Source organism: Rhodanobacteraceae bacterium (assembly GCA_016713135.1).
Lineage (GTDB): Bacteria > Pseudomonadota > Gammaproteobacteria > Xanthomonadales > SZUA-5 > JADKFD01.
Genome location: JADJPR010000004.1, coordinates 223,101 through 249,596, shown reverse-complemented (window position 1 = coordinate 249,596; position 26,496 = coordinate 223,101). Strand labels below are relative to the sequence as shown.

The following is a 26,496-nucleotide window of genomic DNA, read 5'->3' as shown; positions in this document are numbered from 1 at the left end:
ATGACTGGACTGGGCACCGGCTGGCACTTCGCAAGCAGGAGTGAAACGTCAAACGTGAAACGTCAATCTTGCCTCGCGCCAGTTGACGTCTTACGTTTTACGTCTCACTGCTGCCGCGAGCCAATCGGCGAGCAGGGGTAAAACGTTAAACGCAAAAACGTCAATCCACCCCCTGGCCCGTTGACGTTTTACGTTTTACGTTTCACTGCTGCCACCAGCAGCAACCCCACCCCCAGCACCACCATCGGCGCCGACAGCACCTGCCCCATCGTGAGCCAGCCCCAGGCGAGATAGCCGATGTGGGCATCGGGCTCGCGCACGAACTCGACCAGGATGCGGCCGACGGCATAGACGATCAGGAAGACGCCGGAGGTGGCCATCAGCGGCCGCTCGCGGCGCGAGAACCACCAGACGATGGCGAACAGCACCACGCCTTCCCAGAAGGCCTGGTACAGCTGCGAGGGATGACGTGCCTCGCCGAGCAACTGGCCCTGCGCAACCAGTGCCTGGACCTCGGCCACGCTCAGCGGCGGGCCCGGCAAGGCATGCGGGAAGATCACGCCCCAGGGCAAATCGGTCTTGTGTCCCCACAGCTCGCCACCGATCCAGTTGCCGATGCGCCCTAGGCCAAGGCCGATCGGCACCACTGGCGCGATGAAATCGTACATCTGGAAGACCGGACGCCCGGTCCTGCGCGCATACCAGCCGAGCGCCACCAGCACCCCAAGCAAGCCGCCATGGAAGCTCATGCCGCCTTCCCACACCCGCACCAGCATCAACGGATCCTTGAGGAAATCGCCGAAGTGATAGAACAGCACCGAGCCCAGTCGGCCGCCGACGATCACGCCGACCATGCCGTAGAAGATGATGTCCTCGATCTCGCTGCGCTTGAACCCGCGCCACAACTCGTCCGCGCGCCTGCGCGCCAGCACGAAGGCTGCGATGCCGCCCGTGAGGTACATCAGCCCGTACCAGCGGATTGCCAGCGGGCCGATCTCAAGGGCGACGGGGTCGATGGCGTGGACGTAGGGCATGCGGTGGGTTGTGGGTTGTGGGTTGTGGGTTGTGGGTTGTGGGTTGTGGGCAGCGAGGCGCGCACACCTCGAACCTGTGGGAGCGGCTTCAGCCGCGATCTCTGTTCACGAGGACAGTCCTGGCTCGCAGGCCGACCCTGCTCCCACAGACCCGGTCGCGGCTCAGCGAAGTGCGCATGCTAAAGGCTCGCCATCGGGTTGTCGCCGGGCGCGCGTTGCGGCTGCCCACAACCCGGAACCCACAACCCACAACCGCCCTCACCGCCGAACCTCAGCCAGGTAACCCTTCAGATACTCCGTCTCCGGCATCGCCGGGTGCAGCGGGTGGTCCGTCGACTGCGCCAGGCGCTTGAGCACGCGCAGGCGCAGGCCGAGGGCGCGGGCGGCGCGGTTCATCGCGTCCAGCAGGGCTTCAGCGGTGAAGTGATGGCTGCAGGAGCAGCAGGCGACGAGGCCACCGTCGGCGACCAGGCGCATGCCGGCCTCGAAGATGCGGCGGTAGGCCAGCGCGCCCTGCTCGGCATCCTTGCGGCGTTTGATGAAGGCGGGCGGATCGACCACCACGATGTCGAAGCGCTCGCCGCGCTCGCGCATGGCCTTGCACGCGTCGAATGCGTCTGCCTGCAGCACCGATACGCGACTTGCGACTGCGCTGGCGGCCGCATTGCGCTCGACGCTCGCCAGCGCTGCGGCCAAGCTGTCGACGCATAGCGCGCTGGTCGCCCCGTGCACCGCTGAACAGACGCCCCAGCCGCCACCGTAGCTGAACAGGTCGAGCACGCGTGCACCGGAGACGAAGGGCATCAGCGCCGCGCGGTTGTCGCGCTGATCATAGAACCAGCCGGTCTTCTGCCCGGTCAACGGGGAGATCCCGAAGCGCGCACCGTTTTCGTCGATCCACACCGGCTCGACCACCTCGCCGAAGCCGACTGTCACCTCGCGCGGCAGGCCTTCCAGCTCGCGCCCGGCGGCATCGCCGCGCCAGACCAGGGTCTCGACACCGGGCAGCGCACCCAGCGCATCGGCGACCTGCGCGGCCAGGCGCTGCATTCCAGCGGTGCCTAGCTGGACCGACAGCAGCGGGCCATAGCGGTCGACCACCAGGCCCGGCAGACCGTCGCTCTCGCCTAAGATGAGGCGTCCGTACTCGGCCACGCGCAGGCGCTGGCGCAGGGCCACGGCGGCATCGATGCGCCCGCGCAACCAGGCGCCGGGATCGAATCCGTCCGCCTGCGCGTCGAGCAGGCGCCCGGCGATCAGTACATTCGAGTTGACATAGGCCACGCCGTGGCTGATGCCCTTGGCGCTGACCAGTTCGACCAACTGCCCGGTTTCCAGCCCCAGCGCGCCGAGCTTGCCCTCGAATTCGTTGGCGTAGACCCATGCGTGGCCGAGGCGCAGGCGGCGCTCGGCGTCGGGCTTGAGGCGCAGGCTGCGCAGCGTGGACATCGGCGGACCCCTGGGCAGGCGGGCGACACCGTGGCGGCTGGCCCAAGGCTGCGCAAACTACGGCAAAATCCCGCGCTCCGGGAAAGCAGCGCCTGAATACGATTGCACCGGCCGGCGCCAGCGCCAGCCAGTTCCTACACTGCGCCGCATGTCCCGATCCCTGTTCCCCCGCTGGCTGACACTGTTGGTGCTGGCGCTTGCCGGATGGCCCGGGAGCGCGCCGGCCGAGGCGATCCTGCACGCCTTCAACTGGCGCTACGACGAGATCGAGGCGCGCGCGGCGGACATCGCGGCGCGCGGTTACGGCGCGGTGCTGGTCGCGCCGCCGCTGAAGTCCGAGGGCAGCGCCTGGTGGGCGCGCTACCAACCGCAGGACTATCGCGTCATCGACCACCCGCTCGGCAACACCGAGAGCCTGCGCGCGCTGGCCAACCGGCTGCGACCGCTCGGTGTGAAGCTGTATGCCGACATCGTCATCAACCATATGGCCAACGAAGCAGCGCAACGGCCCGACCTCGACTACCCCGGCCAGCGCGTGCTGTCGCAGTACGCCGCGAGACCGTCTGATTTCGAGCGCCAGCGACTGTTCGGCGACCTCGGCACCAACCTGCTGGCGGCGGCTGATTTCCATCCGGCGGGCTGTATCCAGGACTATTTCGACCTACGCCAGGTGCAGACATTGCGCCTGTGCGGCGGTGGCGGAGATCCGGGCTTGCCCGATCTCAACGATCACGACCGCGTGGTCGCCGCGCAGCGCGCCTACCTGCTGGCGCTGAAGCAGATCGGCATCAGCGGATTCCGCATCGACGCCGCCAAGCACATGGGCGAGAAGCATCTGGTCCGGGTGCTGGACGGCGTCATCGACGGCGGCGACTTCGTGTTCGGCGAGCTGATCACCGGCGGCGGCGCGGGCGATCGCGAATACGCACTGTTCCTCGAGCCGTGGCTGTCGCGCACCGAATGGGCCGCCTACGACTTCCCCCTGCACGCGATGCTGCGGCGCGGCTTCGGTTTCGGCGGCGACCTGTCGATCCTGGCGGATCCGCTGGCCGGCGGCCAGGAGCTCCCGGGGGCGCGCGCCGTCACCTTCGCCGTTACCCACGACATTCCCAACAACCAGGGCTTCCGCGGCCTGCTGCTGGATCCGGTCGACGAGACCCTGGCCTATGCCTACCTGTTCGGCCGGGGCGGTGGCTCACCACTGGTCTACAGCGACCACAACGAGAGCGGCGACGGACGCTGGGTGGATGCCTACCGGCGCGAGGACCTGACCGCAATGATCCGCTTCCACAATGCAGTCGCCGGGGAGGCGGAGCAGCGCACGCTGGCCAGCGGCGCGTGCTTCCTCGCCTTCCGCCGAGGATCGCTGGGGCTGGTGGCGATCAACAAGTGCGGGCACAGCGTGGAGTTCGAGGTCGAGGCAGGTGGCGACAAGCTGTGGCAACAAACGCCCTATCGCGATGTGCTCAGCGGCGACACACTGGTGCTGCAGTCACGCCGCCAGCGACTGATGCTGCCGGCGCGCAGCGCGCGCATGTGGTTGCGCGAACCGGGAAGCGAACTGCGCCAGCCGCAGTCGGGTTTGCCGCGCTGACACCCGGACGAATCGCGCGGCAACCGCTACACTCGCTGCCCATGCGCAGCCCGGACAGTTCACCCGGGCACGCCGATGATCGCGAAGGGCTTTACGCCGGGATCGAGGCGTGAGGAGGAGGAAGGGTGGTTCCATTGCGACGACGAGCAAAGTGGAGCCCGGCGCAAGGAGCGAGCGAGCGCCGCGTGAGCGAGGAAATGGCAGCGGACAGCCCGTTGTCTCGTCGCGGCGATCATTCGCGCCAGGCTGGCGAAAACGAGCCATTTCCTCGCGGCCGCGTGCAATGTCCCGGCTAGAGCGTCCGCACCTGCTGCGTTTCGTCGTTTATGTCTGCCTGTATGTGGCGGCGACGGAGTTTGCGGTTTTGTTCATCAGCCTGCCGTCGGACGTCACATTGATCTGGCCGCCGGCGGGTGTGGCCTACGCCGCGCTGGTGTTCCACGGCGTGCGCTGGTGGCCGGTGATTCCGGTTTCGCTGGTCATGACCCATATGCTGGTGACCCCGGCGCCCTGGGCCTTCATTCCATTTTCTCTGGCCAGCAATACCGTAGGCACTTTGCTGGCCGTGCTGTGGGTTTCCCGGATCGCCGGCAAGGACGCGGTAACCCTGCGCGTGGCCAGCGGATTCGTGCTGCTGGTGGGTGGTGTCCTGAGCGCTGTGGTCAGCGGGGTCATCGGGATCAGCGGAATGGTGGTGGCGGCGATGATCCCGCCGCAGGAGTTTCTGCCCGCGCTGGGCAAATGGGTCAGTGGCGACGTGTTCGGCATCGTCGCGGTGACCCCGTTCATGTTGATGGTGCTGCGCGCCATCGAACGACGGCGCTTGACCGACTCCGACCTCAGCTTCGCCGGACGCCCGGAGAAGTTCCTGTGGCTGCTTGCCAGCGTCGCCGGGATCTACATCATCGCCGAGGCCAGCATGGCCAGCCCGGCGTACGCACTGGGCCTGAGCTTCCTGCCACTGGCCTTCCTGCTGTGGAGCGCACTGCGCTTCGAACCGATCTTCACCGCGGGCGCGACGATGGCGTTTGCCTTCATCGTGGTTTCGCTGATCGGGCTGGGTATCGGCGGCTTCCGCGCCCCGACCGATCTGCTCGAGACATTCATCCTGCTGTCGCTGCTGTCGGTGATGGCCATCGTGCCGCAACTGGTGTCGGCGGCGAATTACCGCCTGCGCGCATCGGCCGCCGAAATGCTGCGGCGGGCGCGCACCGACCACCTGACCGGGCTGCCGAGCCGGACGCGATTCGAGGAAGAACTGGCGCAGACGCTGGCGCAGCGGCCGGAGATTGCGCGCGGCGGCGCCGTCGCCTATGTCGACATCGACGAGTTCAAACTGGTCAACGACACCGCCAGCCACGCGGCCGGCGATGAAGCCATCCGCCAGCTCGCCAGCGTCTTGCGCGCCAACTTGCCCGGGGAAGTGCTGCTGGCACGCCTGGGCGCCGACGAGTTCGGCGTGCTGTGGGCGCACGCGGACACCGCGCGCGCCGAGGAAGATGCGCGCCAACTGCGGCTGGCCGTCTCCGAATTCCGTTTCGCGCACGCGGACCATGTGTTCGCGCTGACCGCGAGCATCGGCCTGGTGCCCTTCCCGCCGCGGCGCAGCTCGGTGGCCGAGTTGCTGGCGCAGGCGGACACCGCCTGCTACGCGGCGAAGGGACTCGGCGGCAACCGGGTGCAGTTGCAGTCGCCCGACAATGCCGCGGTGGTCGAACGCACCGCGGCCATGGGCTGGGTGGTACGCATCAACGACGCGCTCGAGAACGATCGCTTCGAGCTCTACGGCCAGCGCATCCTGCCGTTCAAGCCCGAGCCCTTCGAGACCTTCGAGATCCTGCTGCGGCTGCGCGACGACCGCGACGAAGCGCTGCTGCCCGGGCGCTTCATCCCGGCGGCGGAGCGCTTCCAGCTGGCCAGCCGGATCGACCGCCACGTGCTCGACCGCGCCATCCGCTGGCTCGAGACCGACCCGCGCGCGCGCGGCGTGCATCTCAACATCAACCTCTCGGCCTCCACCCTGGCCGACGAGGACTATGCCCAGTTCCTGCGCCAGCGCCTGAAGCAGAGCAGCATCGATCCGGGACAGCTGTGCCTGGAGATCACCGAGACCAGCGCGGTGCGCGACCTGGACCGTGCGCGCCAGTTGATCGCCCAGTTCAAGGCGCTCGGCGTCCGCTTTGCCCTGGATGACTTCGGCACCGGCTTCTGTTCTTTCGGCTATCTCAAGGAGCTGGACGTCGACACCTTCAAGATCGACGGCAGCTTCGTGCGCGATTTCGAACACAACGAGCTGTCGCTGGCCATCGTGCGCGCCATCGTCGAGATCGCCCGCGTGCTCGGCAAACGCACCGTGGCCGAGTCGGTCGAGGACATCCGTCTCGGCCGCAGCCTGCAGGAGATCGGCGTCGACGCGGTGCAGGGCTATGCCTACCACCGGCCGGAGCCTCTGCGGCTGTTGCTGGCGCATGCGGCGTGACGGGAAAGCGCTTGGCGCGTGAGGCGTAGCCCGTTGTGCCGCGCAGCGGCTCAGGGGGCACTTGCCGCAAGCACCCGGGGAACGCGCTGCGCGCGTACCACCGGGCTACGCGATGCAGATCTCCCTCCATGCGCTTGGCGACATGAGGACCGCGGTTGCTCGCCCACCGGATCAACCCTCATTCCCCTTGCCGAGGTCCTTCCGACCCGAGCCCTCGCTTCTCCCATTTTCCCTTTTCCTTTTTCCCGCAACCGAGGAACTTCCGCGCGCCGCCGGCCACTAAGCCCGGGCATGCCTGCAACCCCGTCCAATCCTGATCGTCTGGTCCTCGACTTCCTGCGGCGCAACCGCTGGGACGAATGGCGTGCGCGCGGTGCGGAGTCACTGTTCGTGGCGCTGGCCTCGGCTGTTTTCGCCGGCTTCGCGCTGTGGCTGGCCGATCCGCTGTGGTCGCGCCTGCTGGCGCCCGATTCGCCGTGGATGCGGACCGCGCCGGCATTGCTGCTGGCGCTGGCGACCGCCCTGGCGCTGATGTGGAGCGCGCATCGACGGCACCTTGCATTGGCGCAGGCGCAGCGGGACGACTGGCTGGCGGCGATGCCGATTGCACCGGCCGCGCGCGCACAGGCGCGACGGCGGGTGGCCGCGCTGGCCTCCGCCACCACGTCCGCGGGAATCCTGCTGCTGCTCGGCTGGGTCAGTCTGCGCATTGGCGAAGTGGTGCTGCCGGTGGCGTCGATGGCGGTCGCGGCCGTGGCCGGCGGCGTGCTCGCCGCAGTCCTTCCCGCGGCACGGGTACGGCAAGCCGATCCGGGCCGGACATCCGCTCGCGCGGTCGCGGTCGCGGTGCCGCCGGGCACCCGCGGGCTGGCACTGCTCGGCGCGGCGCTGGAGCCGGTCGCCGCGCGCCTGCCACGCAGCGCGCCCTGGGTCGCGCTGGCCTTCATGCTGTTCCCGCCGTCGACCCCATTGATCGCGGTATTCGGCCTGATGTTGCTGTTCACTTCGCTGACACTGGCGCTCGACCTGATCGCCCACTGGCGCGCACGCTACCTCGCGGATGCCGCCTGGCTCGCCGCACTGCCGCTGGCGCCGCGTCGTTTGCTCGGCGCCTACCGGCGTCCGCTGCTGCGTCGCGGCGGCACCCTGGTGCTGTTGTTCGGCGCCTGCATGCATGCGCTAGGCGCGCCTGCCCTGTTTGCGTCGGCGCTGGCAGCGCTGCTCGCGGCAGTCATGCTCGACGCGGTGTTGTGCGCCCATGCCACCCGCCCGCAGCCGTCGCGCTATCCGCTGCTGCTGATGCTGCACGGCGCCTGCGTCTTCGCCACCGTCCAGGTGCTGCCGCCGGCGGCACCACTGATCTACGCGGCCTGCCTGGGGCAGGCATGGCGCAAGGGAAATTCATGACCGCGGATGTCCTGCTCGAAATCGCATCGCTGCAGCTGGCCTTTGGCACGACGCACGTGCTGCAGGGCGTGGACCTCTCGATCTCCCACGGCCAGTTGCTCGGGCTGGTCGGTCCGAATGGCTCGGGCAAGACCAGCCTGATCCGCGCCATCGTCGGGCTGCTGCCGACCACCTCCGGGCGCGTCCGCATCGATGGCGTCGATATCTCCACCGACCCACTTGCGGCGCGTACCCGGTTCGGATTCGCGCCGGACCCGGCGCGACTGCCCGCCGCCTTGACCGGGCGCCAGGCGCTGGCGGTCACCGCCGCCGCGCGCGGGCTGGCGGAGCCCCCCGCGAGTACCTGGTGCTGTGCGAACGCCTCGGCGCCAGTCGCTGGCTGGACCAGCGCATCGAAGCCTGCTCGCTCGGCACCCGGCAGAAGTTCGCAATCCTGATCGGCCTGCTCGGCGATCCGCCGCTGCTGGTGCTCGATGAGGTCATGAACGGCCTCGACCCGATCTCCAGCCACGAACTCAAGCTGGAACTGATCGAACGCTGCGAGCGCGGTTGCGGGGTGCTGCTGGCCACCCACGGCCTGGAAATCGCGCCGACCCTGCTGACCGATGCCGCGCTGCTGCACGAGGGCCGCATCCGTCATCGCTGGGGGAGCAAGGAACTCGGCCAATGGCGGCATGCCGATCCGGGTGCCTTCGAACGCGCCGTCGTCACGGCGCTGCGCGGGGAGGTTGCGGTAGCCTAGGCTGACCGGACCGCATGGCCGTCCGGGAAGGACTGGCATGGCCAACGATCACGAGATCCGCATCCGCCTCGAGACGCTGAACGAGATCGGCCAGGCACTGTCCTCGGTGCGCGATTTCGACCACCTGATGGAGCGCATCGCCGAGGCCGCGCGCGCTTTCACCCAGGCCGATGGCGTGACCTTCTACCGCATCCGCGAGAATCGCCTCGCCTTCGACCTGCTGCGCAACCTCTCGCTCGGGCTGTACAAGGGCGGCAGCGCGGGCGAACCGGTGGACCTGCCGGAGATTCCCCTGCATCACGCGGACGGCAACCCCAACCATTCGTTGGTGGTGGCGCATGCGGCGCTGACCGGCAACACGGTCAATGTGCTCGACGCCTACAGCGAGCCCGGCTTCGACTTTTCCGGCACGCGTGCGTTCGACGCGCGCACCGGCTATCGCTCGCAGTCCTTCCTCACGGTGCCGATGAAGGATCATGTCGGCGAAGTGATCGGCGTGCTGCAACTGATCAATGCCGGCGGACCGGATCCGGGCGTGCGCGCCTTCACCGACGCCGACCAGGAACTGGTCGAGTCGCTCGCCTCGCAGGCGTCCATCGCGCTCAACAACCGTTGTCTGCTGGAGCAGATGGCCGAGTTGTTCGAATCCCTGATCAAGCTGATCAACACCGCGCTCGACGAGAAATCGCCCTACACCGGCGGCCACTGCGAACGCGTGCCCGAACTGACGATGATGCTGGCCGAGGCTGCAGTGAGCATCGAGGAAGGTCCGCTGGCGGACTTCACGATGAGCGAGGCGGATCGCTACGAGCTGAAGATCGCCGGCCTGCTGCACGATTGCGGCAAGATCACCACGCCGGTCCACGTGGTCGACAAGGCGACCAAGCTGGAGACCCTGTTCGACCGCATCCATCTGGTCGATACGCGGATCGAGATCCTGCTGCGCGACAACCAGATCGCGCACCTGAAGGGTGAGATCGACGCCGCGACGCTGGCGGAGCGGACCCGGCAACTTGCGGCCGACCGCGCCTTTCTGCGCCGCGCCAACATCGGCGGCGAGTTCATGAGCGATGGCGACATCGCCCAGGTGCAGCGCATCGCCAGCCAAGCCTGGAACGATCTCGACGGCAGTCCACGCACGCTGCTCAGCGACGAGGAGGCGATGAATCTCTCGATCCGCCGCGGCACGCTGAACGCCGCCGAGCGCGAGGTGATCAACAACCACATCGTCATGACCATCCGCATGCTCGAGGCGCTGCCCTGGCCGCCGCATTTGCGCAATGTGCCCGAGTACGCTGGCGGCCACCACGAACGGATGGATGGCAAGGGTTATCCGCGCGGCCTGAAACGCGAGCAGATGAGCGTGCAGGCGCGGGTCATGGGCATCGCCGACGTATTCGAGGCGCTGACCGCGCCGGACCGGCCCTACAAGAGCGCCAAGACGCTGTCGGAATCGATCCACATCCTCGGCAACATGAAGCTCGGCAACCACATCGACCCGGACCTGTTCGACGTGTTCCTGCGCGAGCGCGTGTACCTCAGGTATGCCCAGCGCTTTCTCGATCCGAAGCAGATCGACACGATCGACTGGCACCGCGTCCCGGGCGTCAGCGCGGAGCTGGCGGCTTTCCTGAGCGCGAGTGAGGCGCAAGAGTGAACTGCATTTCTGTCCGCAAAGGACGCAAAGGACGCAAAGGACGCGAAGAAATGCGGAGCAAGCCGCTGGGACCGTTGCCGCTGCAGTTGCTTATCCCAGCGCTATTGCTGGAGTCCCTGGATTCGCTGGCCCAGACGCCTTCCTTTGCGTCCTTTGCGTCCTTTGCGGACTGATGAACAGCCTGCACGTTTCCAACGGAATATCCGCAACGGTCGGCCTGCAGCCCGACATCCTCTGCATCGGCTCGGTCCTGTGGGACATCATCGGCCGTGCGCACATGCACATGGCACCGGGCGCCGATGTGCCGGGGCGGATCACGCGCCGGCCGGGCGGCGTGGCGATGAACATCGCGATGACGCTGGCGCGCTTCGGGTTGCGCCCGGCGCTGCTGTCGGCGGTAGGCCGCGACGAGGAAGGCGAGGAACTGGTCGCCGTGGCGCAGCGCATGGGTCTCGATTGCAGCCATGTCTACCGCTCGCAGGACCTGCCGACGGATCGCTACCTCGCGATCGAGGCCGCCAATGGCCTGGTCGCGGCGGTGGCGGATGCCTATTCGCTGGAAGCTGCGGGCGAACGGATCCTGAAGCCGCTGGGCGACGGCCGCCTCGGCAGCTTCGACGCGCCCTGGGCGGGGCCGGTGGCACTCGACGGCAACCTGACCGAGGCGCTGCTGGCGCAGATCGCGCATTCGCCGCTGTTCGCCTTGGCCGATTTGCGGGTCGCCCCGGCCAGCCCCGGCAAGGCCGAGCGCCTGCTGCCCTTGCTGCGCCGTCCGCGCACCACGCTCTACCTGAACCTGGAAGAGGCCGGCATCCTGTGCCAGGACCGCTTCGAGGACGCACCCGCCGCCGCGGCGGCGCTGATCGAACGCGGCGCGCACCGGGTGCTGGTCACCGACGGTCCGCGCGCCGCGGCCTGCGGCGCCGCCGACGGCGTGATCCACCAGGTGCCGCCGCCGGTGCTGCAGACGCGCGTCACCGGCGCCGGCGATACCTTCATGGCCGCCCACTGGGTGGCCGAGCGCCGCGGCGCCGGGCGCGAGGCCGCGCTGGCCGCCGCGCTGCAGGCCGCCGCGCGCCACGTCTCCGGAGAACTCCCCGCATGATCCCGCTGCACTACTCGCCCGAGGTCCGCGCCGCGCGCGACGCCGGCGCGCCGCTGGTGGCGCTCGAATCCACCATCATCACGCATGGCATGCCGTGGCCGCAGAACCGTGACACTGCGCTCGGCGTCGAGGCCGAGGTACGCGCAGCCGGCGCCACGCCGGCCACCATCGCGGTGATGGACGGGCAGATCCAGGTGGGACTGGACGGCGCGCAGCTCGACCGCCTGGCGCAGGCGCAGGGCGTGATGAAGCTCTCGCGCGCCGATCTTGCCGCCTGCCTCGCGCAGCGACGCACCGGCGCGACCACGGTGGCCGCGACCATGATCTGCGCCCACCTGGCCGGCATCGGCGTGTTCGCCACCGGCGGCATCGGCGGGGTGCACCGTGGCGCCGAGACCAGCTTCGACATCTCGGCCGATCTGCAGGAACTTGCGACAACACCGGTCACGGTGGTCGCCGCCGGCGCCAAGGCGATCCTCGACTTGCCCAAGACCCTGGAAGTGCTGGAAACGCTCGGCGTGCCGGTGATCGCGGTCGGCCAGGACGCCTTCCCCGCGTTCTGGTCGCGCGACTCCGGACTGCGCGCCCCGCTGCGGATGGACTCCCCGGCGGAGATTGCCGCGGCCCACCGCATGCGTCGCACTTTGGGCCTGGCCGGCGGCCAACTGGTCGCCAACCCGATCCCGGCCGGGGCCGAGATCCCGCGCCAGGAGATCGACCCGGTGATCGCCCGTGCACTCGCCGAGGTGCAGGCGCAGGGCATCGCCGCCAAGGCCGTGACGCCGTTCCTGCTCGCACGCATCTTCGAGCTGACCCAGGGACGATCGCTCGCGGCCAACATCGCCCTGGTGAAGAACAACGCGCGCCTGGCCGCGGCGATCGCCCGCGAACTCGCCAGGTAGCCCGGGGTACGCGCCCGGCGCGTTCCCCGGGCACTTGCCGCAATGCGGCAGCTGCTGACCGACCAGCTCAGGACCAGTGCGTCCCTGGTCGCCCCGACTTGTGCGCTTGTTCGCGCATCGAACTGTCGCATACGCGTGCCTGCTTTATTGTCCGCAAAGGACGCAAAGGACGCAAAGAAGGCAAGAGCGTCTTGGGTTGCGCAGCATCCCCATGCCCCGCATATCCGGCAAACGATTTGGCTCTACTTTGCGTCCTTTGCGTCCTTTGCGGAAAAATGTCTTTCATATTCATTCCGCAGGGAAAGATCGCCGACGGAGTCGGCTCCACAGATTCCCGGCGTGCGAGCCTCGCTGCCAACAACCAAGAACCAACAACCAACAACCAAACTCGGCCCACACAACGCCTCCATGCCGCCCATCCTCGAACTCGACAACCTCAGCAAGACCTACGCCTCGGGCCTGCAGGCGCTCAAGCCGACATCGCTGACCATCCGCGAGGGCGAGATCTTCGCCCTGCTGGGACCGAATGGCGCGGGCAAGACCACCCTGATCGGGCTGGTCTGCGGATTGCTCCGCGCCAGCGGTGGCAGCGTGCGGGTGGCCGGGCATGACATCGTGCGCGACTACCGTGCGGCGCGCGCGCTGATCGGCCTGGTGCCGCAAGAGCTGGCCACCGAGATGTTCGAGACGCCGCAGGCGGCGATGAATTTCAGCCGCGGCCTGTTCGGGCGCGCGCCGGATCCGGTGCTGGTCGAGCGCCTGCTGCGCGGGCTGACCCTGTGGGACAAGCGCAAGGATCGGATCCAGACGCTGTCCGGCGGCATGAAGCGGCGCGTGATGATCGCCAAGGCGCTGGCGCACGAGCCGCGCCTGCTGTTCCTCGACGAGCCCACCGCCGGAGTGGATGTGGAGCTCCGGCGCGACATGTGGGCGCTGGTGCGCTCGCTGCGCGACGATGGCGTGACCATCATCCTGACCACGCATTACATCGAGGAAGCCGAGGAGATGGCCGATCGCATCGGCGTGATCAACAAGGGCGAGCTGATCCTCGTCGAGGAGAAATCGCGCCTGATGGCCAAGCTCGGCAGCAAGACCCTGACCCTGCAGTTGCAGGATCCGCTCGCGGCGCTGCCCGCCGAACTGGCCTCGTGGCAGCTGCAACTGAAGGACGACGGCCACCTGATCGAATACCGCTTCGACATCCGCGCCGAGGAGAACGGCATCCCCGGACTGCTGCGGCGACTGCACGAACTCGGCATCGGCTTTCGCGACCTCAACACCGAGCAGAGTTCGCTGGAGGACATCTTCGTCAGCCTGACCGGCAAGCAGGGAGCAGCCGCATGAGCGCGCACCCGGCGGTACCGGCATTCAACGCGCGTGCGGTGTGGGCGATCTACCGCTTCGAGATGGCGCGCTTCATGCGCACCGTCGGCCAGAGCCTGCTGACGCCGGTGATCACCACCTCGCTGTACTTCGTGGTGTTCGGTGCGGCCATCGGCGGGCGCATGGGCGAGATCGACGGCGTGAGCTACGGCGCCTTCATCGTACCCGGCCTGATCATGCTGTCGGTGCTGACCGAGAGCATCAACAACGCCGCCTTCGGCATCTACTTCCCGCGCTGGACCGGGACCAGCTACGAGCTCCTGTCGGCCCCGGTGTCGCCCTTCGAGATCATCTGCGGATACGTCGGCGCCGCAGCGACCAAGTCGATCATCCTGGGCCTGGTGATCCTGCTCACCGCCAGCCTGTTCGTCACCCTGCAAGTGAAGCATCCGGTTTGGATGTTCGGCTTCCTGGTGCTGACCGCGCTGACCTTCTGCCTGTTCGGATTCATCATCGGCATCTGGGCGCAGAGCTGGGAGCAGTTGCAGGTGATCCCGATGCTGGTGATCACCCCGTTGACCTTCCTCGGCGGCGCCTTCTACTCGATCAACATGCTGCCCGGCATCTGGCAAACCATCGCGCTGGCCAACCCGATCGTCTACCTCGTCAGCGGCTTCCGCTGGGCCTTCTACGGAACCGCGGACGTCGCCGTGGGCCTGAGCCTGGCGGCGACAGCCGGCTTCCTCGCCGTGTGCCTGGGCGTGGTGTGGTGGATATTCAGGACAGGGTACCGGTTGAAGCAGTAGAGGTTCCGGGTTTCGGGCTCTGGATTGCCGGTTGTGGGTTGTGGGTTCTGGGTTGTGGGCAGCCAGTCAAAAGCGTTTGGCCAGAACCCGCCGGAAGCCGCTGTTGCCGCCCACAACTCACAACCCACAACCCACAACTGCGCCTCACCGCCTCTGCCCCCAGAACCGCTCCATCGCGAGGTAAGTGAAGGACGCCGACCAGCTGACCAGCACGAAGCCGGCGAGCGATTCGGCGGCGGCCATGAAGCGCAGCGCGCCGACGGGCGCGAGGTCGCCGTAGCCCACCGTGGTGTAGGTGATCGCGGAGAAGTACCAGACATCGAGCAATCGAATGTGGCCGTGCTCGCCGATGCCGCCAATGCTGCCAGCGGCGGGTATGTAGTCGGCGACCGCGTAACCGCAGGCGAACAGCAGGATTTCTGTCGCGTGCATCGCCAGCACGCCGACGATGCCGAACAGCACGCGCAAACGGCGTGGGCCGAGGTGCGCATGGCCGAGGTTGCGCTGCAGCAGCATCAGGCCTTCGTATTGCAGCAGCACGCACAACAGGATCACGACCAGGGTGATCGCCACCACGGCTGCCGTCGCCTCCAGCGTGGAGACCGGGACAGCGGACAAGGCTGGCGTCGCCGCGAGCAGCCCGCTCGCTGCGACCGGACTCCAGCGCAAGCTCGGCAGGACGCTCAGCGCCCTTTCACCGAAAACGCGCGCTGCAGCAACTCACCGGAAAACTCAGGCGCATTGACGTGTCCGACGGCATAGCGGTAGAGCGCGGCCGAGTAGATCCCGGCCAGCGCCGACTGCAGCAGCGCCAGGATCAGCGAGGCAAGGAAGCCGAGCACGATCACGGTCACCACCAGGCCTACGCTCTTGGTCGCGACCATCGCGACCGCGAGAAAGCCGACCAGCGCCCACAGGCCGAACTGGATCAGCCCGAAGATCAGCCCGACCCCGCCCTGCCCGATCAGGTTCTCGCCCCAGGTTTCCTTGAGCAGCTTGGCGCTCTCCTTGACCGCATCCATCGGGCCGATGTCGCGGTGCACCAGGATCGGCACGACCATGAAGGTCACCACCGTCCAGGCCGCGCCGAGCAGGCCGGCCACCCACTTGCCGATCCAGCCGGCGCGTTCTTCGATGGCACGCAGAATCATGCCGACGGTCGCCGCGATCGCTGCATAGCCGAGTATGGTGCCGACCTTGGACCAGGCGATCCGCAGGCCGTCGGCCACCGTCGGGTCACCGCCTTCGAGGCGGATCGACGCCGCGCCCACCAGTGCGGTGTTGAAAAAGAAGATCACGAAGTACTGGGTCATGTAGAAGGCGAAGGCCCACACATACCAGACCGGCGAGAGTTCCTTCGACTCGAAGGCGTCTGGATTCCCCTGGATCATCAGGAACAGCGGCGCCAGGAAGCTCGCCGCCACGATGATCGCCGCCACCGAAGACACCGCAGGGAACACCAGCAGTTCCTTGTCCTTCTGCAGCACCGATGCACTCGCCTTGATCAAGGCCCAACTGCGGGAGAAACGCTCGAACATCGGGAACTCCTGGGTACTCGGCGTGGTCCTGCAGGTTAGCGCCGTGTTGCCTTGGGGTGAAGAGCGCCGACTTGAATTTCGGCGCCCCCATCCCCATTCGCGACGCGCGCAACCCGCGTTGCCAATCCATCCATCGGTCCCGTCCGGGCATCCCGGCCAACCACTCTCGTGCCATAAGAAAATGATAGAAATCAAGAATTTGACGAAGAGATACGGGGATCTGCTGGCAGTCGACAAGGTGAGTTTCACCGTCGGCCCCGGCGAAGTCCTGGGTTTCCTCGGCCCCAACGGGGCTGGCAAATCCACGACGATGAAGATGATCGCCGGCTTCCTGACCCCCACCGAGGGCAGCATCAGCGTATGCGGCTTCGATGTCGAAGCGCAGTCGCTGGAGGCCAAGCGCTGCATCGGCTACCTGCCCGAGGGCGCGCCGGCCTACGGCGAAATGACCCCGGCGGGCTTCCTGTCGTTCATCGCCGACATCCGCGGCATCGCGCCCGGGGTGAAGGACCAGCGCATCCGCGAGGTGGTGTCCCGCCTCGGTCTGGAGCGCGTGTTCGAGCAGCCGATCGAGACCCTGTCGAAGGGCTTCAAGCGCCGCGTGGGCCTGGCCCAGGCGATCCTGCACGACCCCGAGGTCCTGATCCTGGACGAGCCCACCGACGGCCTCGATCCGAACCAGAAGCACGAAGTGCGCACCCTGATCCAGGGCCTGGCCAAGGACAAGATCGTGATCGTGTCCACCCACATCCTGGAAGAAGTCCACGCGGTGTGCACGCGCGCGATCATCATCGCCAACGGACGCGTGGTTGCCGATGCGACGCCGGACGAGCTGGAAGCGCGCTCGCGCTACCACCAGGCGGTCACCGTGCGCGCCGACGACCTCGAAGCGATGAAGGCGGCGCTGACCGGCCTGCAGGGCGTCGAGGAGGTTGTGATCGACACCGAGGACAAGGTGGTCACCGCCTTCCCGCGCAAGGGCCAGGCGATCTTCGGCCCGATCACCCGCCTGATCCAGGACCGCAAGCTGGCCGTCAACGAGGTCATGCTCGAGCGCGGTCGCCTGGATGAAGTCTTCCGTACCATCACCCAGACCGGAGCCCGCTCATGAATCCCGTCTCCGTGATCTTCAAGCGCGAGCTGAAGGCCTATTTCGCCACGCCCGTGGCCTATGTGTTCATCGTGATCTTCCTGGTGCTGGCGAATGCCTTCGCCTTCCAGCTCGGCGGGTTGTTCGAGCGCGGCCAGGCGGACCTGCGTCCCTTCTTCGACTTCCATCCCTGGCTGTACCTGTTCCTGGTGCCCGCGGTGGCCATGCGCCTGTGGGCCGAGGAGCGCAACACCGGCTCGATCGAACTCCTGCTGACGCTGCCGGTGACCCAGAACCAGGCCGTGGTAGGCAAGTTCCTGGCGGCCTGGGCCTTCGTCGGCATCGCGCTGGCGCTGACCTTCCCGATCTGGATCACCGTCAACTACCTCGGCAATCCGGACAACGGCGTGATCATTGCCAGCTACATCGGCAGCCTGCTGATGGCCGGCGGCTTCCTCGCCATCGGCAGCGCGGTCTCCGCGGCCACCCGCAGCCAGGTGATCGCCTTCATCATCACCGTGGTCATCTGTTTCGGCCTGCTGTTGGCCGGCCACCCGCTGGTGCTCGGCTTCGCCAAGCTGGCGCTGCCGCAATGGATGGTGGACGGCGTGGCCTCGCTCTCCTTCATCACCCATTTCACTTCGATCAGCAAGGGCGTGATCGATCTGCGCGACCTGATTTTCTTCGGGTTGCTGATCGGTTTCTTCCTGTACGCCACCTCGGTGGTGATCGACCTCAAGAAAGCCGACTGACGGAGACCCCTGACGATGAACGCGATGACCAAACGCGCCTCGGGCGGCCTCGTGCTGTTGCTGCTGGCGCTGCTGTTCGTGGGCGCCACCGTGATCAGCAATCTGGTGCTGCGCGGTGCGCGGATCGATCTGACCGCCAACAACGAGTACACCCTGAGCGATGGCAGCAAGGAGATCCTTGCCAGCATCGATGAGCCGATCAACCTGTACTTCTACTTCTCCGACGAAGCCAGCCGCGACCTCGCGCCGATCCGCACCTACGCCCAGCGCGTGCGCGAGTTGCTGGAAGAGATGGCCAGCCGCACCGGCGGCAAGCTCAAGCTCAGCGTGATCGACCCGCAGCCCTTCAGCGAGGAAGAGGACGAGGCGACCGCCGCGGGCCTGCAGTCGGTCCCGGTGGGCAGCACCGGCGACAAGCTGTTCTTCGGCCTCGCCGGCAGCAATTCGCTCAATGGCAAGGCCTCGATCCCCTTCTTCCAGCCGGACAAGGAAGTGTTCCTGGAGTACGAGGTCGCCAAGCTGATCCAGGGCCTGATCAAGCCGGAGAAGCCGGTGATCGGGCTGATCAGCTCGCTTCCGATCGGCGGCGGCTTCGACCCGACCACCCAGAAGATGAGCGATCCCTGGGCCGTGATGCAGCAACTGGACGACATGTTCGAAGTGCGTCCGCTGGGTCTTGAGGTCAAGGAGATCGACAAGACCATCAAGCTGCTGATGGTGGTGCATCCCAAGGCGCTGGCCGACGACACCGTCTACGCCATCGAGCAGTTCGTGCTCGGCGGCGGGCGCCTGCTGCTGTTCCTCGATCCCAACTCCAACGTCGACCAGAGCGGTGCCGATCCGCAGAACCCGAGCGCCGCGATGTTCGCCGACAAGTCCTCGAACCTCGAGAAACTGCTGTCCGCCTGGGGCGTGGACTACAAGGCCGACCAGGTGGTGGTGGACCGTGCGCTGGGGCTGCAGGTGCAGGTGAGCCAGACCGAGCCGCCGGTGACCCATCCGCTGATTCTCGGCCTGCGCAAGGAACAGATGAACCCCGAGGACCTGGTCAGCGCCAAGCTCAACCTGGTGAACATCGACAGTGCCGGCCACTTCAAGCGCAAGGATGGCGCGTCGACGAAGCTGGAGCCCCTGCTGCAGTCGAGCAGCGAGTCGACCACGGTGTCGACCGAGCGCACCCGCTTCCTGCCGGATCCGCGCGAGTTGCTGAAGGACTTCGCGCCGAGCGGCGAGAACTACATGATCGCCGCACGCCTGTCGGGCAAGCTCAAGAGCGCCTTCCCGGACCGCGCCGGCAATGCCGGTCACATCGCCGAATCCGCCGAGGACGTGCAGGCGATCCTGGTCGCCGACACCGACATCCTGAGCAACCGGCTGTGGGTGCAGGTGCAGAACTTCTTTGGCCAGCAGTTGATGAATCCCTTCGCCGACAACGGCGACTTCATCACCAACTCGTCCGACAACCTGTCCGGCTCGACCGCGCTGATCTCGATCCGCGGCCGCAGCAGCAGCACGCGGCCCTTCGAGGTGGTCGAGGACATGCGCCGTGCAGCCGACGAACGCTTCCGCGCGACCGAGGAGCAACTGCAGGCGCAGCTGACCGAGACCGAGCGCAAGCTCAATGAACTGCAGGCCGCCAAGGGCGACGAGAACGCGATGATCATGACCCCGGAGCAGCAGGCCGAAATCCTGCGCTTCCAGGGCGAGAAACTGCGCATCCGCAAGGAACTGCGCGATGTGCGTCGCAGCCTGGACCAGGACATCGAGAGCCTGGGCAGCCGCACCAAGTTCATCAACATCGCCCTGGTGCCGCTCGGCGTGATCATCGCCGCGCTGCTTTTCTGGAACCTGCGCCGCGGCCGTCGCCGCAGCGCCATGGCAGGAGCCTGAACCATGATGCAGAAGCGTTTGCTTTCGCTGCTGCTGATCACCGTGGCGGTGCTCGGCATCGGCCTGATCCTTTCCCAGCGCCAGCAGCCGGTCTCCTCCGACGGTCGCGCCGAATCCGGCCCGCTGGTCCCCGCGCTGTCCAGCGCATTGAACGACATCAGCTCGGTACGCATCCGGAAGGCCAAGGATGAACTGGTGGCCGAGCTCAGCCGCACCGAATCCGGCTGGGTGGTCGCCAACCGCCACAACTACCCGGCGGACATTTCCAAGGTGCGCGCGTACCTGATCAAGCTGTCCGAGGCCAAGCTGCGCGAGGCCAAGACCAGCAAGCCGGAGAACTACGCACGCCTGGGCGTCGAGGACACCAGCGCCGAGGGCGCCACCGGACTCTCCGTGGAACTCAGCGGCCTCAAGGAGCCGGTGCGACTGATCGTCGGCGTCGCCTCCGGCGGCGGTTCCCCTGGCACCTTCGTCCGTCGCGCTAGCGAAGCCGAGAGCTGGCTGGTCAGCGGCGACATCATTCCCGACAAGGAAGGGCAGAACTGGCTGGCGCGCGAAGTGCTCGACGTCCCCTCCGCCGACATCCACTCGGTGGCGGTGATCGCGCCGGACAAGTCGGTGCTGAAGATCGACAAGCCCGATCCCTCCGCGTTCAACTACTCGGTACACAACCTGCCCAAGGGCCGCCAGCTCAGCTCCGAATCCGCCGCCAATGCGATCGCCGGCGTGCTCTCGAGCGTGACCCTGGAAGACGTCCTGCCCGCCGCCGAGGCCAATGCCGACGCCGCGAGCACCTGGCAGGCCACCTTCGTGGGCTACGACGGCCTGGTCGTGGACCTGAAGCTGTGGGATCGCGACAGCAAGTCGTGGGCGACCTTCGCCGCGCGCCTGGACGAGGAACGCCTGGATGCCTGGGTCGCCGCCGAAAAGGCCAAGGCCGACGCTGCGCGGGCCGAAGCCGAGGCCGCAGCCAGCGCAGCCAAACCGGCGGACGCAGCCAAGCCGGCCGAAGGCGAGCAGCCCGCGGATGCGACGGCTGCGGCCACGCCGCCGACGCCAGCCATCCCCGAGCCCTTCGACGCGGACAAGGCCAAGGCCGACAAGCGCGCCGCGCTGGACAAGCGGATCGCCGAGCTGAACGCGAAAACCAGCCCGTGGGTCTACGCGATCCCGACCTGGAAGACCGCCAATGTCAAGAAGAAGGTGGAAGACTTGCTCGCGCTCAAGGGCTGACGCTGGTCATCCGTGACGTGAACCAGGGCGCTGCTCTCCGGCAGCGCCCTTTTCTTTGGTCTCGCCCGCGAAGGCGCACGGCTGGTCCTGGCCAAGCTCCGCGCTCGGCACGGTGCTCCTGGCGTGGACTCGGATAGTCCCGTGTCCCTCCGCCGCGCGGCATCATCCGCACATGAATCCAGACACCTACTACCGCGCCACCCGGCGCGAACCGGATACCTACCCGTCCCTGGTTGGCATCAGCCGTGCGCGCGTTGCCGTGGTCGGCGGCGGTTATGCGGGCCTGGCGACGGCGCTGGGCCTGGCCGAGCGTGGCTGCGATGGCGTGGCGCTGCTGGAGGCGCAGTCGATCGGCCACGGCGCCAGCGGGCGCAACGGCGGCTTCGTGTTCGGCGGCTATTCGCTCGGCGAGGCGGCCTTGCGCGCCCAAGTCGGCGCAGACACCGCGCGCTGGATGTACCGGCTGACGCAAGAAGCGGTTCGCACGATCCGCGAGCGCATCGCCCGCTACCAGATCCAGTGCGATCCGGTCGATGCCGGCGTGATCTGGGCCAACTGGTTCGACGATCCCGAGGTGCTGGAAATGCGCCGGCGCCTGCTCGCCGACGCCTTCGACGTGCACTGGCAGCCTATGGGGGTGGACGAACTCCGCGGGCAGTTGTTGACGCAGCGCTACCACGGTGGTTTGTTCGAAGCCGATGCCTTCCACATCCATCCGCTGAACCACGCGCTCGGTCTGGCGCGCGCCGCCGATGGTCTCGGCGTGCGCATCCATGCCGGCAGTCCGGTCACCGCCATCGAACGCGCGGGCAATGGCTGGCGCGTGCGCACCGATTCAGGCGAGGTCGTTGCCGAACAGGTGGTGGTCGCCGGCGGCGGTTACCTGAAGGGCCTGGTGCCGCGCCTGCAGCGCGCGCTGCTGCCGATCGCCACCTATGTCGCAGTCACCGAGCCGCTCGGCGAACGCCTGCAGTCGGCCATCCGCACCCGCGCGGCGGTCTACGACACGCGCTTTGCCTTCGACTACTACCGCGCGCTGCCCGACACCCGGATCCTGTGGGGCGGCCGGATCTCGATCCTGGACCGATCGCCTGCAGCCGTCGCCACCCTGCTCAAGCGCGACCTGGCGCGGGTATATCCGCAACTGGGCGATGTGCGCATCGACTACGCCTGGAGCGGGCTGATGAGCTACGCGCGCCACGAGATGCCGCAAATCGGCCAGCTCGAACCGGGTCTGTGGTACGCCCAGGCCTTCGGCGGCCACGGCGTGGCGACCACCACCGCAGCCGGCGAACTGCTCGCCCACGCGATCGCCGAGGACAACCCCGACTGGCGCCGCTTCGCGCCCTTCGGCCTCACCCGCACCTGGCGCCCCTTCGGCTTCCTCGGCGCGCAGGCGACCTACAGCTGGCTGCAGTGGCGGGATCGATTGCGCGAAGGTCGAGGACCCTGATCCCATCGATATGGGGGAGTGTTCCTCCCACTCACATGAGAGCATCGGCAATGCCGCGCTCCTCCGCAAACGGTGAACGTCCGTGTGATTGACCTCATTGTCATCGAGGACGACGGTCCGACCCGCGAGGCGCTGTGCAATGCTGTGGCCGGCGACGAGCGGCTGCGTCTCGTCGGTCAGGCCGGCGACCATGCCGAGGCCAGTACGCTGGTGGAGAATGCGGCGTGCACGGTTGCCCTGGTGGATCTGGATCTCGCGGGGATTCCGTCATTCGACCTGATCGAGCGGCTCGCGCAGTGCGGGCGCACGCGAATCCTCGTGATCAGCGCCTTGGGCGACGAGGCCAGCGTGATCGCCGCCATCGAAGCCGGTGCGGATGGATACCTGCTCAAGGAAGGCGCCATCGCCGATCTGCATACGCCGATCCGGCAGTTGCTTGACGGCCAGGCACCGATCAGTCCCGGGGTGGCGCGCCATCTGCTGCGCAGGATCCGCCCGGATTCCGCGCCGACGGATTCCGGCAGCGGCATGCACCTGACGCCCAGGGAGCAGCAAGTGCTCCAGTTGTTCGCCTTGGGTGCCAGCTACAAGGAAGTCGCCAATCGTTGCGATATCTCGCTGCACACCGTGCGCGATCACGTCAAGGCGCTGTATCGCAAGCTGCAGGTGCATTCGCGCGGCGTAGCCGTCCGACGCGCCGCGGAGAGCGGCCTGATCAAGATGCCCGCACCATGACCACTGCCGAGCCGGTGGAAAACCGGACCGGAGCACACTGGTGGCGCCTGCTTCTGGCAATCCTGGCGGTGCACCTGGGTTACTGGCTGCTGATCGAGCCCTGGCTGTTCGCAAAGGCACGACCACCCGCGCGGCTGCCAATCATTGCGGCCAGTGTTGCGACACCCGAGGGCCCGGATTGGGACCAGGTTTCGCAGGCCCATTTCGTCGCCACCGAACTTCCCTACGAGGATTGCTGCCACGCGCCCGGCTACCGTGCAATCCGTGCCGTTTTCCGGGCCGACACGATCCCGCCCACCGGACTCGGCTTGATCGCGAATACCTGGGCTGACAATTTCTCCTTGTACCTCAACGGCAAGCTGCTCAGCCTGCGCGGACGCATGCGGTTGCCGGACATCACTTATAACGGCCTCGACCGGCAGATCTTCTTCCTTCCGCCCGGTCTGCTGGAACCGGGCGAGAATGCGGTCACCATCGTCATGGTGCGCGATGGCGTGGGTGATTTCGCGGTGGCGCCGCCGCTGGTCGCCGATTACGTCCAACTCAGCGAGCGAATGGCGCTGCGAGACTACATCCTCAACGACTACCTGGTCGTCAGCTACACCACAGGCGTCGTCCTGGGGCTGCTGGCGCTTGCGCTGGCCCTGCGCACGAGCGATCGGCGCCTGCCACTGTGGGCTCTGGTGCTGCTCGCAACGTGGGTGTTCCGACTGGTCATGCTGAATGCCGATGACCCACCGTTTTCGGGCCTGTTGCGCCTCTGGCTCGGTTTCCTGGCGATGGGGCTGCTGGCGGTTGCCTGGCTCAACTTCATCGACGCCTGGACCGACCGCCCGCTGCGCCACCTGCAAACGATCTCCGTCCTGGCGCTGGTTGCCTATGGCATCGCCGGTGGATACTGGTTGCTCGCGGACCCCGTGCATGCGCTCGACCTGCACGACGGGCTGATGGCGATTTTCGGTGCCGCAGCGACCACCGTGGTGGCGCTGCGCCTGGTCTGGCACTGTCTGCGGCATCCGGGCGACCGCGTTTGGGAAGCCGCCCTGTTCCTGCTCTGCGTCAGCCTGATGGCAGCCGACATGATCGAACTGCTCTGGCGCGGTTCCGGTTTCTTCAATCGCATCAACACCAGCCTGCCGCTGCTGATGCTGGCCCTCGCGATCTCCTTCCTCGGACGCAATGTGCACCTGTTCCGTTCGATGAACGAGTTCAACCGGTTGCTCTCGCAAAAACTGGCCGAGCGTGAGACGCAGCTGCGCAGAAACTGGCAGGAGCGCCAGGCATTGATCCGCCAGTCCGCGCTGGCGGAGGAGCGGCGTCGAATCATGCGCGACATGCATGACGGCCTCGGTGGGCGCCTGGTCAGCCTCGCGGCGCAGTTGCAAGGCGCTCGACGCGCGGACGCAGCGCCGATCGGGCACACGGAGATCGCGAGCGAACTCCTGCTGGCGCTGGACGACATGCGCCTGATCGTCGATTCGCTCGACACGGCGGGCGACGATCTCGCTCTCGCGCTCGGCGCTTTCCGTGGGCGGATGGAGCCGCGCCTGCAGGGATCCGGGCTCAGCACCGGTTGGGACCTGGCGCCGGACCTAGGCGAGTTGCATCTGCCCGCAGCGGCGATCCTCGACATCTACCGCATCCTTCAGGAAGCGTTTGCCAATGTGCTCCGCCATGCGCGGGCACGGCATGTCTGCCTGCGTGCCCGGCGCGTTGCCGGCGGCATGGTCTGGATCGATGTCGAAGACGATGGCGCCGGCATGCCAGGCGGCGTCAGCGCGGGCAAAGGCTGCCAAAGCATGTCGCTGCGTGCGGCAAAGCACGGTGCCAAGGTCGAATGGCAAGCCTTGCAGCCGGGTACTCGCGTTCGCATCGAATTGCCGGCGACGGTTCAGCGCCAGGTTCCCGGCGCGGAGAGTGGCGGGCCGGATGCATGAACCGGGCTTCGCCGACACGATTATTCGAAGCCGTTGCTCAAGAGTCGATCGACGCCCATCTGGTAGACATTCCCATTGATCGGATTCAGGCTGAATGCCCCCGGTGCGCCGATCACCACCGAATCGTCCTGGAACCCGAGGGACCAGCCGAAAGAATCCGAGGCACCGGCAAGCCGATAGAACTTCTGCGCCGATTCCATCAGCCCCAGGTCGCCGTTGAACGAATAGCGATACACCGCACCGGTCGACCCCGGCGCCGGGTGTGCGGGATCGGAGACGATCAACACCCGCGACCGCAGGCGCAGGGTGCTGCCAAACACGGCACTGGTGGCGAAGTCGAGCGGCGCCAGCGCGTAGCGCAGGTCCCAGCGCGCCGCCGATGCGGGGTTGTTGAAGTAGGCGACTGCCGTGCCGGTACGTCGGTTCAGCTGCGTCAACTTGGCACCCGGCGCCCCGACGAACAGGGCGGAACCATCCGCTTCGTCGATTCCGATGCTCGCCCCGAACCGGGCCTCGACTGCGGTATCGATGTTGTTCGGCAGCGCCAGAGTGCCGCGGGACTGGAACATGCCGCCCGCGAGTTCCCAAACGTACACCCGCCCGGTGGTGGTTTCGGCCGGAGCGCCGACCAGGAGCATGTTCCCGTGCAGCGCCACCGCGCCGCCGAACTGTCCGCCGACCACGGCACCGGCGCCCGAATCGAGCACCTGGAGCAGTTGCCAGTTGGTCCCGTTCAATTGCCAGACATGCACCCGGCCGCGATTGCCATTGTCGTAGGGGACGCCCAGCGCGACCAGATCGCCGCCGATGGATACAGACACATCCGGAGCGAGGTTGCTGCTGGCGCCCACGAGCGCCGGAATCAGGGTCTGTTCGACCGCACCGTCACGGTAGACGTGTGCCCGTGGGAAACCGAGCTGGCTCACGACATGGCGCACCCCGAATGCGGCGCACCGGTATGCGAAATAGCCGGTGCCCACATCGCCGGTTGGAGATCCGGAAACCTGGCTGGGCAAGGGATTCCACCCGCCACCGGCCCCGATCTCCACTGGCAGGCTGCGCCCGACGCGACTCGACCCCGAGGCGCTGTTGGACCCCGCGGCGCCCACCAGCCAGCGGCGCGGCTGGGTCCCGGCTGCGACTTCCGCCAGGCACGAGCCCGTATTGCGCGCATTCGCCGACGTGAAAACCTGGTCGACCCTGGTGATTTCCTGCAGGGTGACCGATCCTGCCTGGGCCGTTGCCGCCTGGGCCAGGAGCGCGAGGAGTGTCAACCTTGTCTGTCCGTTTGAAACCAGTCTGAAGGCTTTCATGCACCGTGGATGGGTTGATGCGGTGCACGCAGGATGTCACCGGCGCAATTCCAGACA

The 26,496-nt window shown here is 67.2% G+C and carries 22 protein-coding genes; 17 read left to right on the top strand and 5 right to left on the bottom strand.

The window, feature by feature from the left end:
* Nucleotides 1-188 precede the first annotated feature (188 nt).
* Both IPK27_06875 and IPK27_06870 read right to left on the bottom strand, forming a co-directional pair.
* Entirely contained in the window at nt 189-1,034 is an 846-nt protein-coding gene (locus IPK27_06875; GenBank protein MBK8067345.1) for a prolipoprotein diacylglyceryl transferase, read from the bottom strand.
* Between the two features lie 258 nt (nt 1,035-1,292).
* Nucleotides 1,293-2,483 carry a class I SAM-dependent rRNA methyltransferase gene (locus tag IPK27_06870; GenBank protein ID MBK8067344.1) on the bottom strand — a complete coding sequence of 397 codons (1,191 nt, stop codon included), beginning with the start codon at nt 2,481-2,483 and terminating at the stop codon, nt 1,293-1,295.
* A gap of 148 nt (nt 2,484-2,631) precedes the next feature.
* On the opposite strand from IPK27_06870, the gene IPK27_06865 reads away from it, so the two are divergent.
* The 10 genes from IPK27_06865 (at nt 2,632) to IPK27_06820 (ending at nt 14,498) form a co-directional block, all read left to right on the top strand.
* Nucleotides 2,632-4,077 (top strand): alpha-amylase family protein, encoded by a 1,446-nt coding sequence (locus IPK27_06865; GenBank protein MBK8067343.1) that lies wholly within the window; start codon nt 2,632-2,634, stop codon nt 4,075-4,077.
* A 283-nt stretch (nt 4,078-4,360) separates the two neighbouring features.
* Entirely contained in the window at nt 4,361-6,556 is a 2,196-nt protein-coding gene (locus tag IPK27_06860) for an EAL domain-containing protein (GenBank protein MBK8067342.1), read from the top strand.
* Between the two features lie 291 nt (nt 6,557-6,847).
* On the top strand, nt 6,848-7,963 hold the full coding sequence (locus tag IPK27_06855) for a hypothetical protein (protein ID MBK8067341.1): 1,116 nt from the start codon (nt 6,848-6,850) through the stop codon (nt 7,961-7,963).
* Nucleotides 7,960-8,400, top strand: coding sequence for an ATP-binding cassette domain-containing protein (locus IPK27_06850; protein MBK8067340.1), 441 nt, complete (start codon nt 7,960-7,962; stop codon nt 8,398-8,400). Before IPK27_06855 ends, IPK27_06850 begins: the two co-directional genes overlap by 4 nt.
* Nucleotides 8,310-8,705, top strand: coding sequence for an AAA family ATPase (locus IPK27_06845; GenBank protein MBK8067339.1), 396 nt, complete (start codon nt 8,310-8,312; stop codon nt 8,703-8,705). The genes IPK27_06850 and IPK27_06845 overlap by 91 nt, the downstream gene beginning before the upstream one ends.
* 37 nt (nt 8,706-8,742) lie before the next feature.
* The gene (locus IPK27_06840; protein MBK8067338.1) at nt 8,743-10,362 is read left to right on the top strand and encodes a GAF domain-containing protein; all 1,620 of its coding nucleotides are present in this window, start codon (nt 8,743-8,745) and stop codon (nt 10,360-10,362) included.
* Between the two features lie 172 nt (nt 10,363-10,534).
* On the top strand, nt 10,535-11,467 hold the full coding sequence (locus IPK27_06835; protein MBK8067337.1) for a kinase: 933 nt from the start codon (nt 10,535-10,537) through the stop codon (nt 11,465-11,467).
* Complete coding sequence (locus IPK27_06830; GenBank protein ID MBK8067336.1) at nt 11,464-12,369, top strand: pseudouridine-5'-phosphate glycosidase; 906 nt, start codon at nt 11,464-11,466, stop codon at nt 12,367-12,369. Before IPK27_06835 ends, IPK27_06830 begins: the two co-directional genes overlap by 4 nt.
* A gap of 408 nt (nt 12,370-12,777) precedes the next feature.
* Nucleotides 12,778-13,713 carry an ABC transporter ATP-binding protein gene (locus tag IPK27_06825; GenBank protein ID MBK8067335.1) on the top strand — a complete coding sequence of 312 codons (936 nt, stop codon included), beginning with the start codon at nt 12,778-12,780 and terminating at the stop codon, nt 13,711-13,713.
* Nucleotides 13,710-14,498 (top strand): ABC transporter permease, encoded by a 789-nt coding sequence (locus IPK27_06820; protein MBK8067334.1) that lies wholly within the window; start codon nt 13,710-13,712, stop codon nt 14,496-14,498. Before IPK27_06825 ends, IPK27_06820 begins: the two co-directional genes overlap by 4 nt.
* A 144-nt stretch (nt 14,499-14,642) precedes the next feature.
* Here the strand turns inward: IPK27_06820 and IPK27_06815 are convergent, their stop codons facing one another.
* Both IPK27_06815 and IPK27_06810 read right to left on the bottom strand, forming a co-directional pair.
* On the bottom strand, nt 14,643-15,116 hold the full coding sequence (locus IPK27_06815) for a two pore domain potassium channel family protein (protein ID MBK8067333.1): 474 nt from the start codon (nt 15,114-15,116) through the stop codon (nt 14,643-14,645).
* Nucleotides 15,117-15,181: 65 nt separating this feature from the next.
* On the bottom strand, nt 15,182-16,036 hold the full coding sequence (locus tag IPK27_06810) for a hypothetical protein (protein MBK8067332.1): 855 nt from the start codon (nt 16,034-16,036) through the stop codon (nt 15,182-15,184).
* A 181-nt stretch (nt 16,037-16,217) separates the two neighbouring features.
* Between IPK27_06810 and IPK27_06805 the strand changes: the two genes are divergently transcribed.
* The 7 genes from IPK27_06805 (at nt 16,218) to IPK27_06775 (ending at nt 25,126) form a co-directional block, all read left to right on the top strand.
* Entirely contained in the window at nt 16,218-17,147 is a 930-nt protein-coding gene (locus tag IPK27_06805; GenBank protein MBK8067331.1) for an ABC transporter ATP-binding protein, read from the top strand.
* Nucleotides 17,144-17,878, top strand: coding sequence for an ABC transporter permease subunit (locus IPK27_06800; GenBank protein MBK8067330.1), 735 nt, complete (start codon nt 17,144-17,146; stop codon nt 17,876-17,878). Before IPK27_06805 ends, IPK27_06800 begins: the two co-directional genes overlap by 4 nt.
* A gap of 24 nt (nt 17,879-17,902) precedes the next feature.
* Nucleotides 17,903-19,768, top strand: a complete 1,866-nt coding sequence (locus IPK27_06795; GenBank protein ID MBK8067329.1) for a Gldg family protein — start codon at nt 17,903-17,905, stop codon at nt 19,766-19,768.
* A 3-nt stretch (nt 19,769-19,771) separates the two neighbouring features.
* Entirely contained in the window at nt 19,772-21,001 is a 1,230-nt protein-coding gene (locus IPK27_06790) for a DUF4340 domain-containing protein (GenBank protein MBK8067328.1), read from the top strand.
* A gap of 172 nt (nt 21,002-21,173) precedes the next feature.
* Nucleotides 21,174-22,454 (top strand): FAD-binding oxidoreductase, encoded by a 1,281-nt coding sequence (locus IPK27_06785; protein ID MBK8067327.1) that lies wholly within the window; start codon nt 21,174-21,176, stop codon nt 22,452-22,454.
* A gap of 72 nt (nt 22,455-22,526) precedes the next feature.
* Entirely contained in the window at nt 22,527-23,189 is a 663-nt protein-coding gene (locus IPK27_06780) for a response regulator transcription factor (GenBank protein MBK8067326.1), read from the top strand.
* Nucleotides 23,186-25,126 carry a hypothetical protein gene (locus tag IPK27_06775; GenBank protein ID MBK8067325.1) on the top strand — a complete coding sequence of 647 codons (1,941 nt, stop codon included), beginning with the start codon at nt 23,186-23,188 and terminating at the stop codon, nt 25,124-25,126. The genes IPK27_06780 and IPK27_06775 overlap by 4 nt, the downstream gene beginning before the upstream one ends.
* Before the next feature lie 20 nt (nt 25,127-25,146).
* Here the strand turns inward: IPK27_06775 and IPK27_06770 are convergent, their stop codons facing one another.
* Nucleotides 25,147-26,400 (bottom strand): hypothetical protein, encoded by a 1,254-nt coding sequence (locus tag IPK27_06770; GenBank protein ID MBK8067324.1) that lies wholly within the window; start codon nt 26,398-26,400, stop codon nt 25,147-25,149.
* Nucleotides 26,401-26,496: the final 96 nt, after the last annotated feature.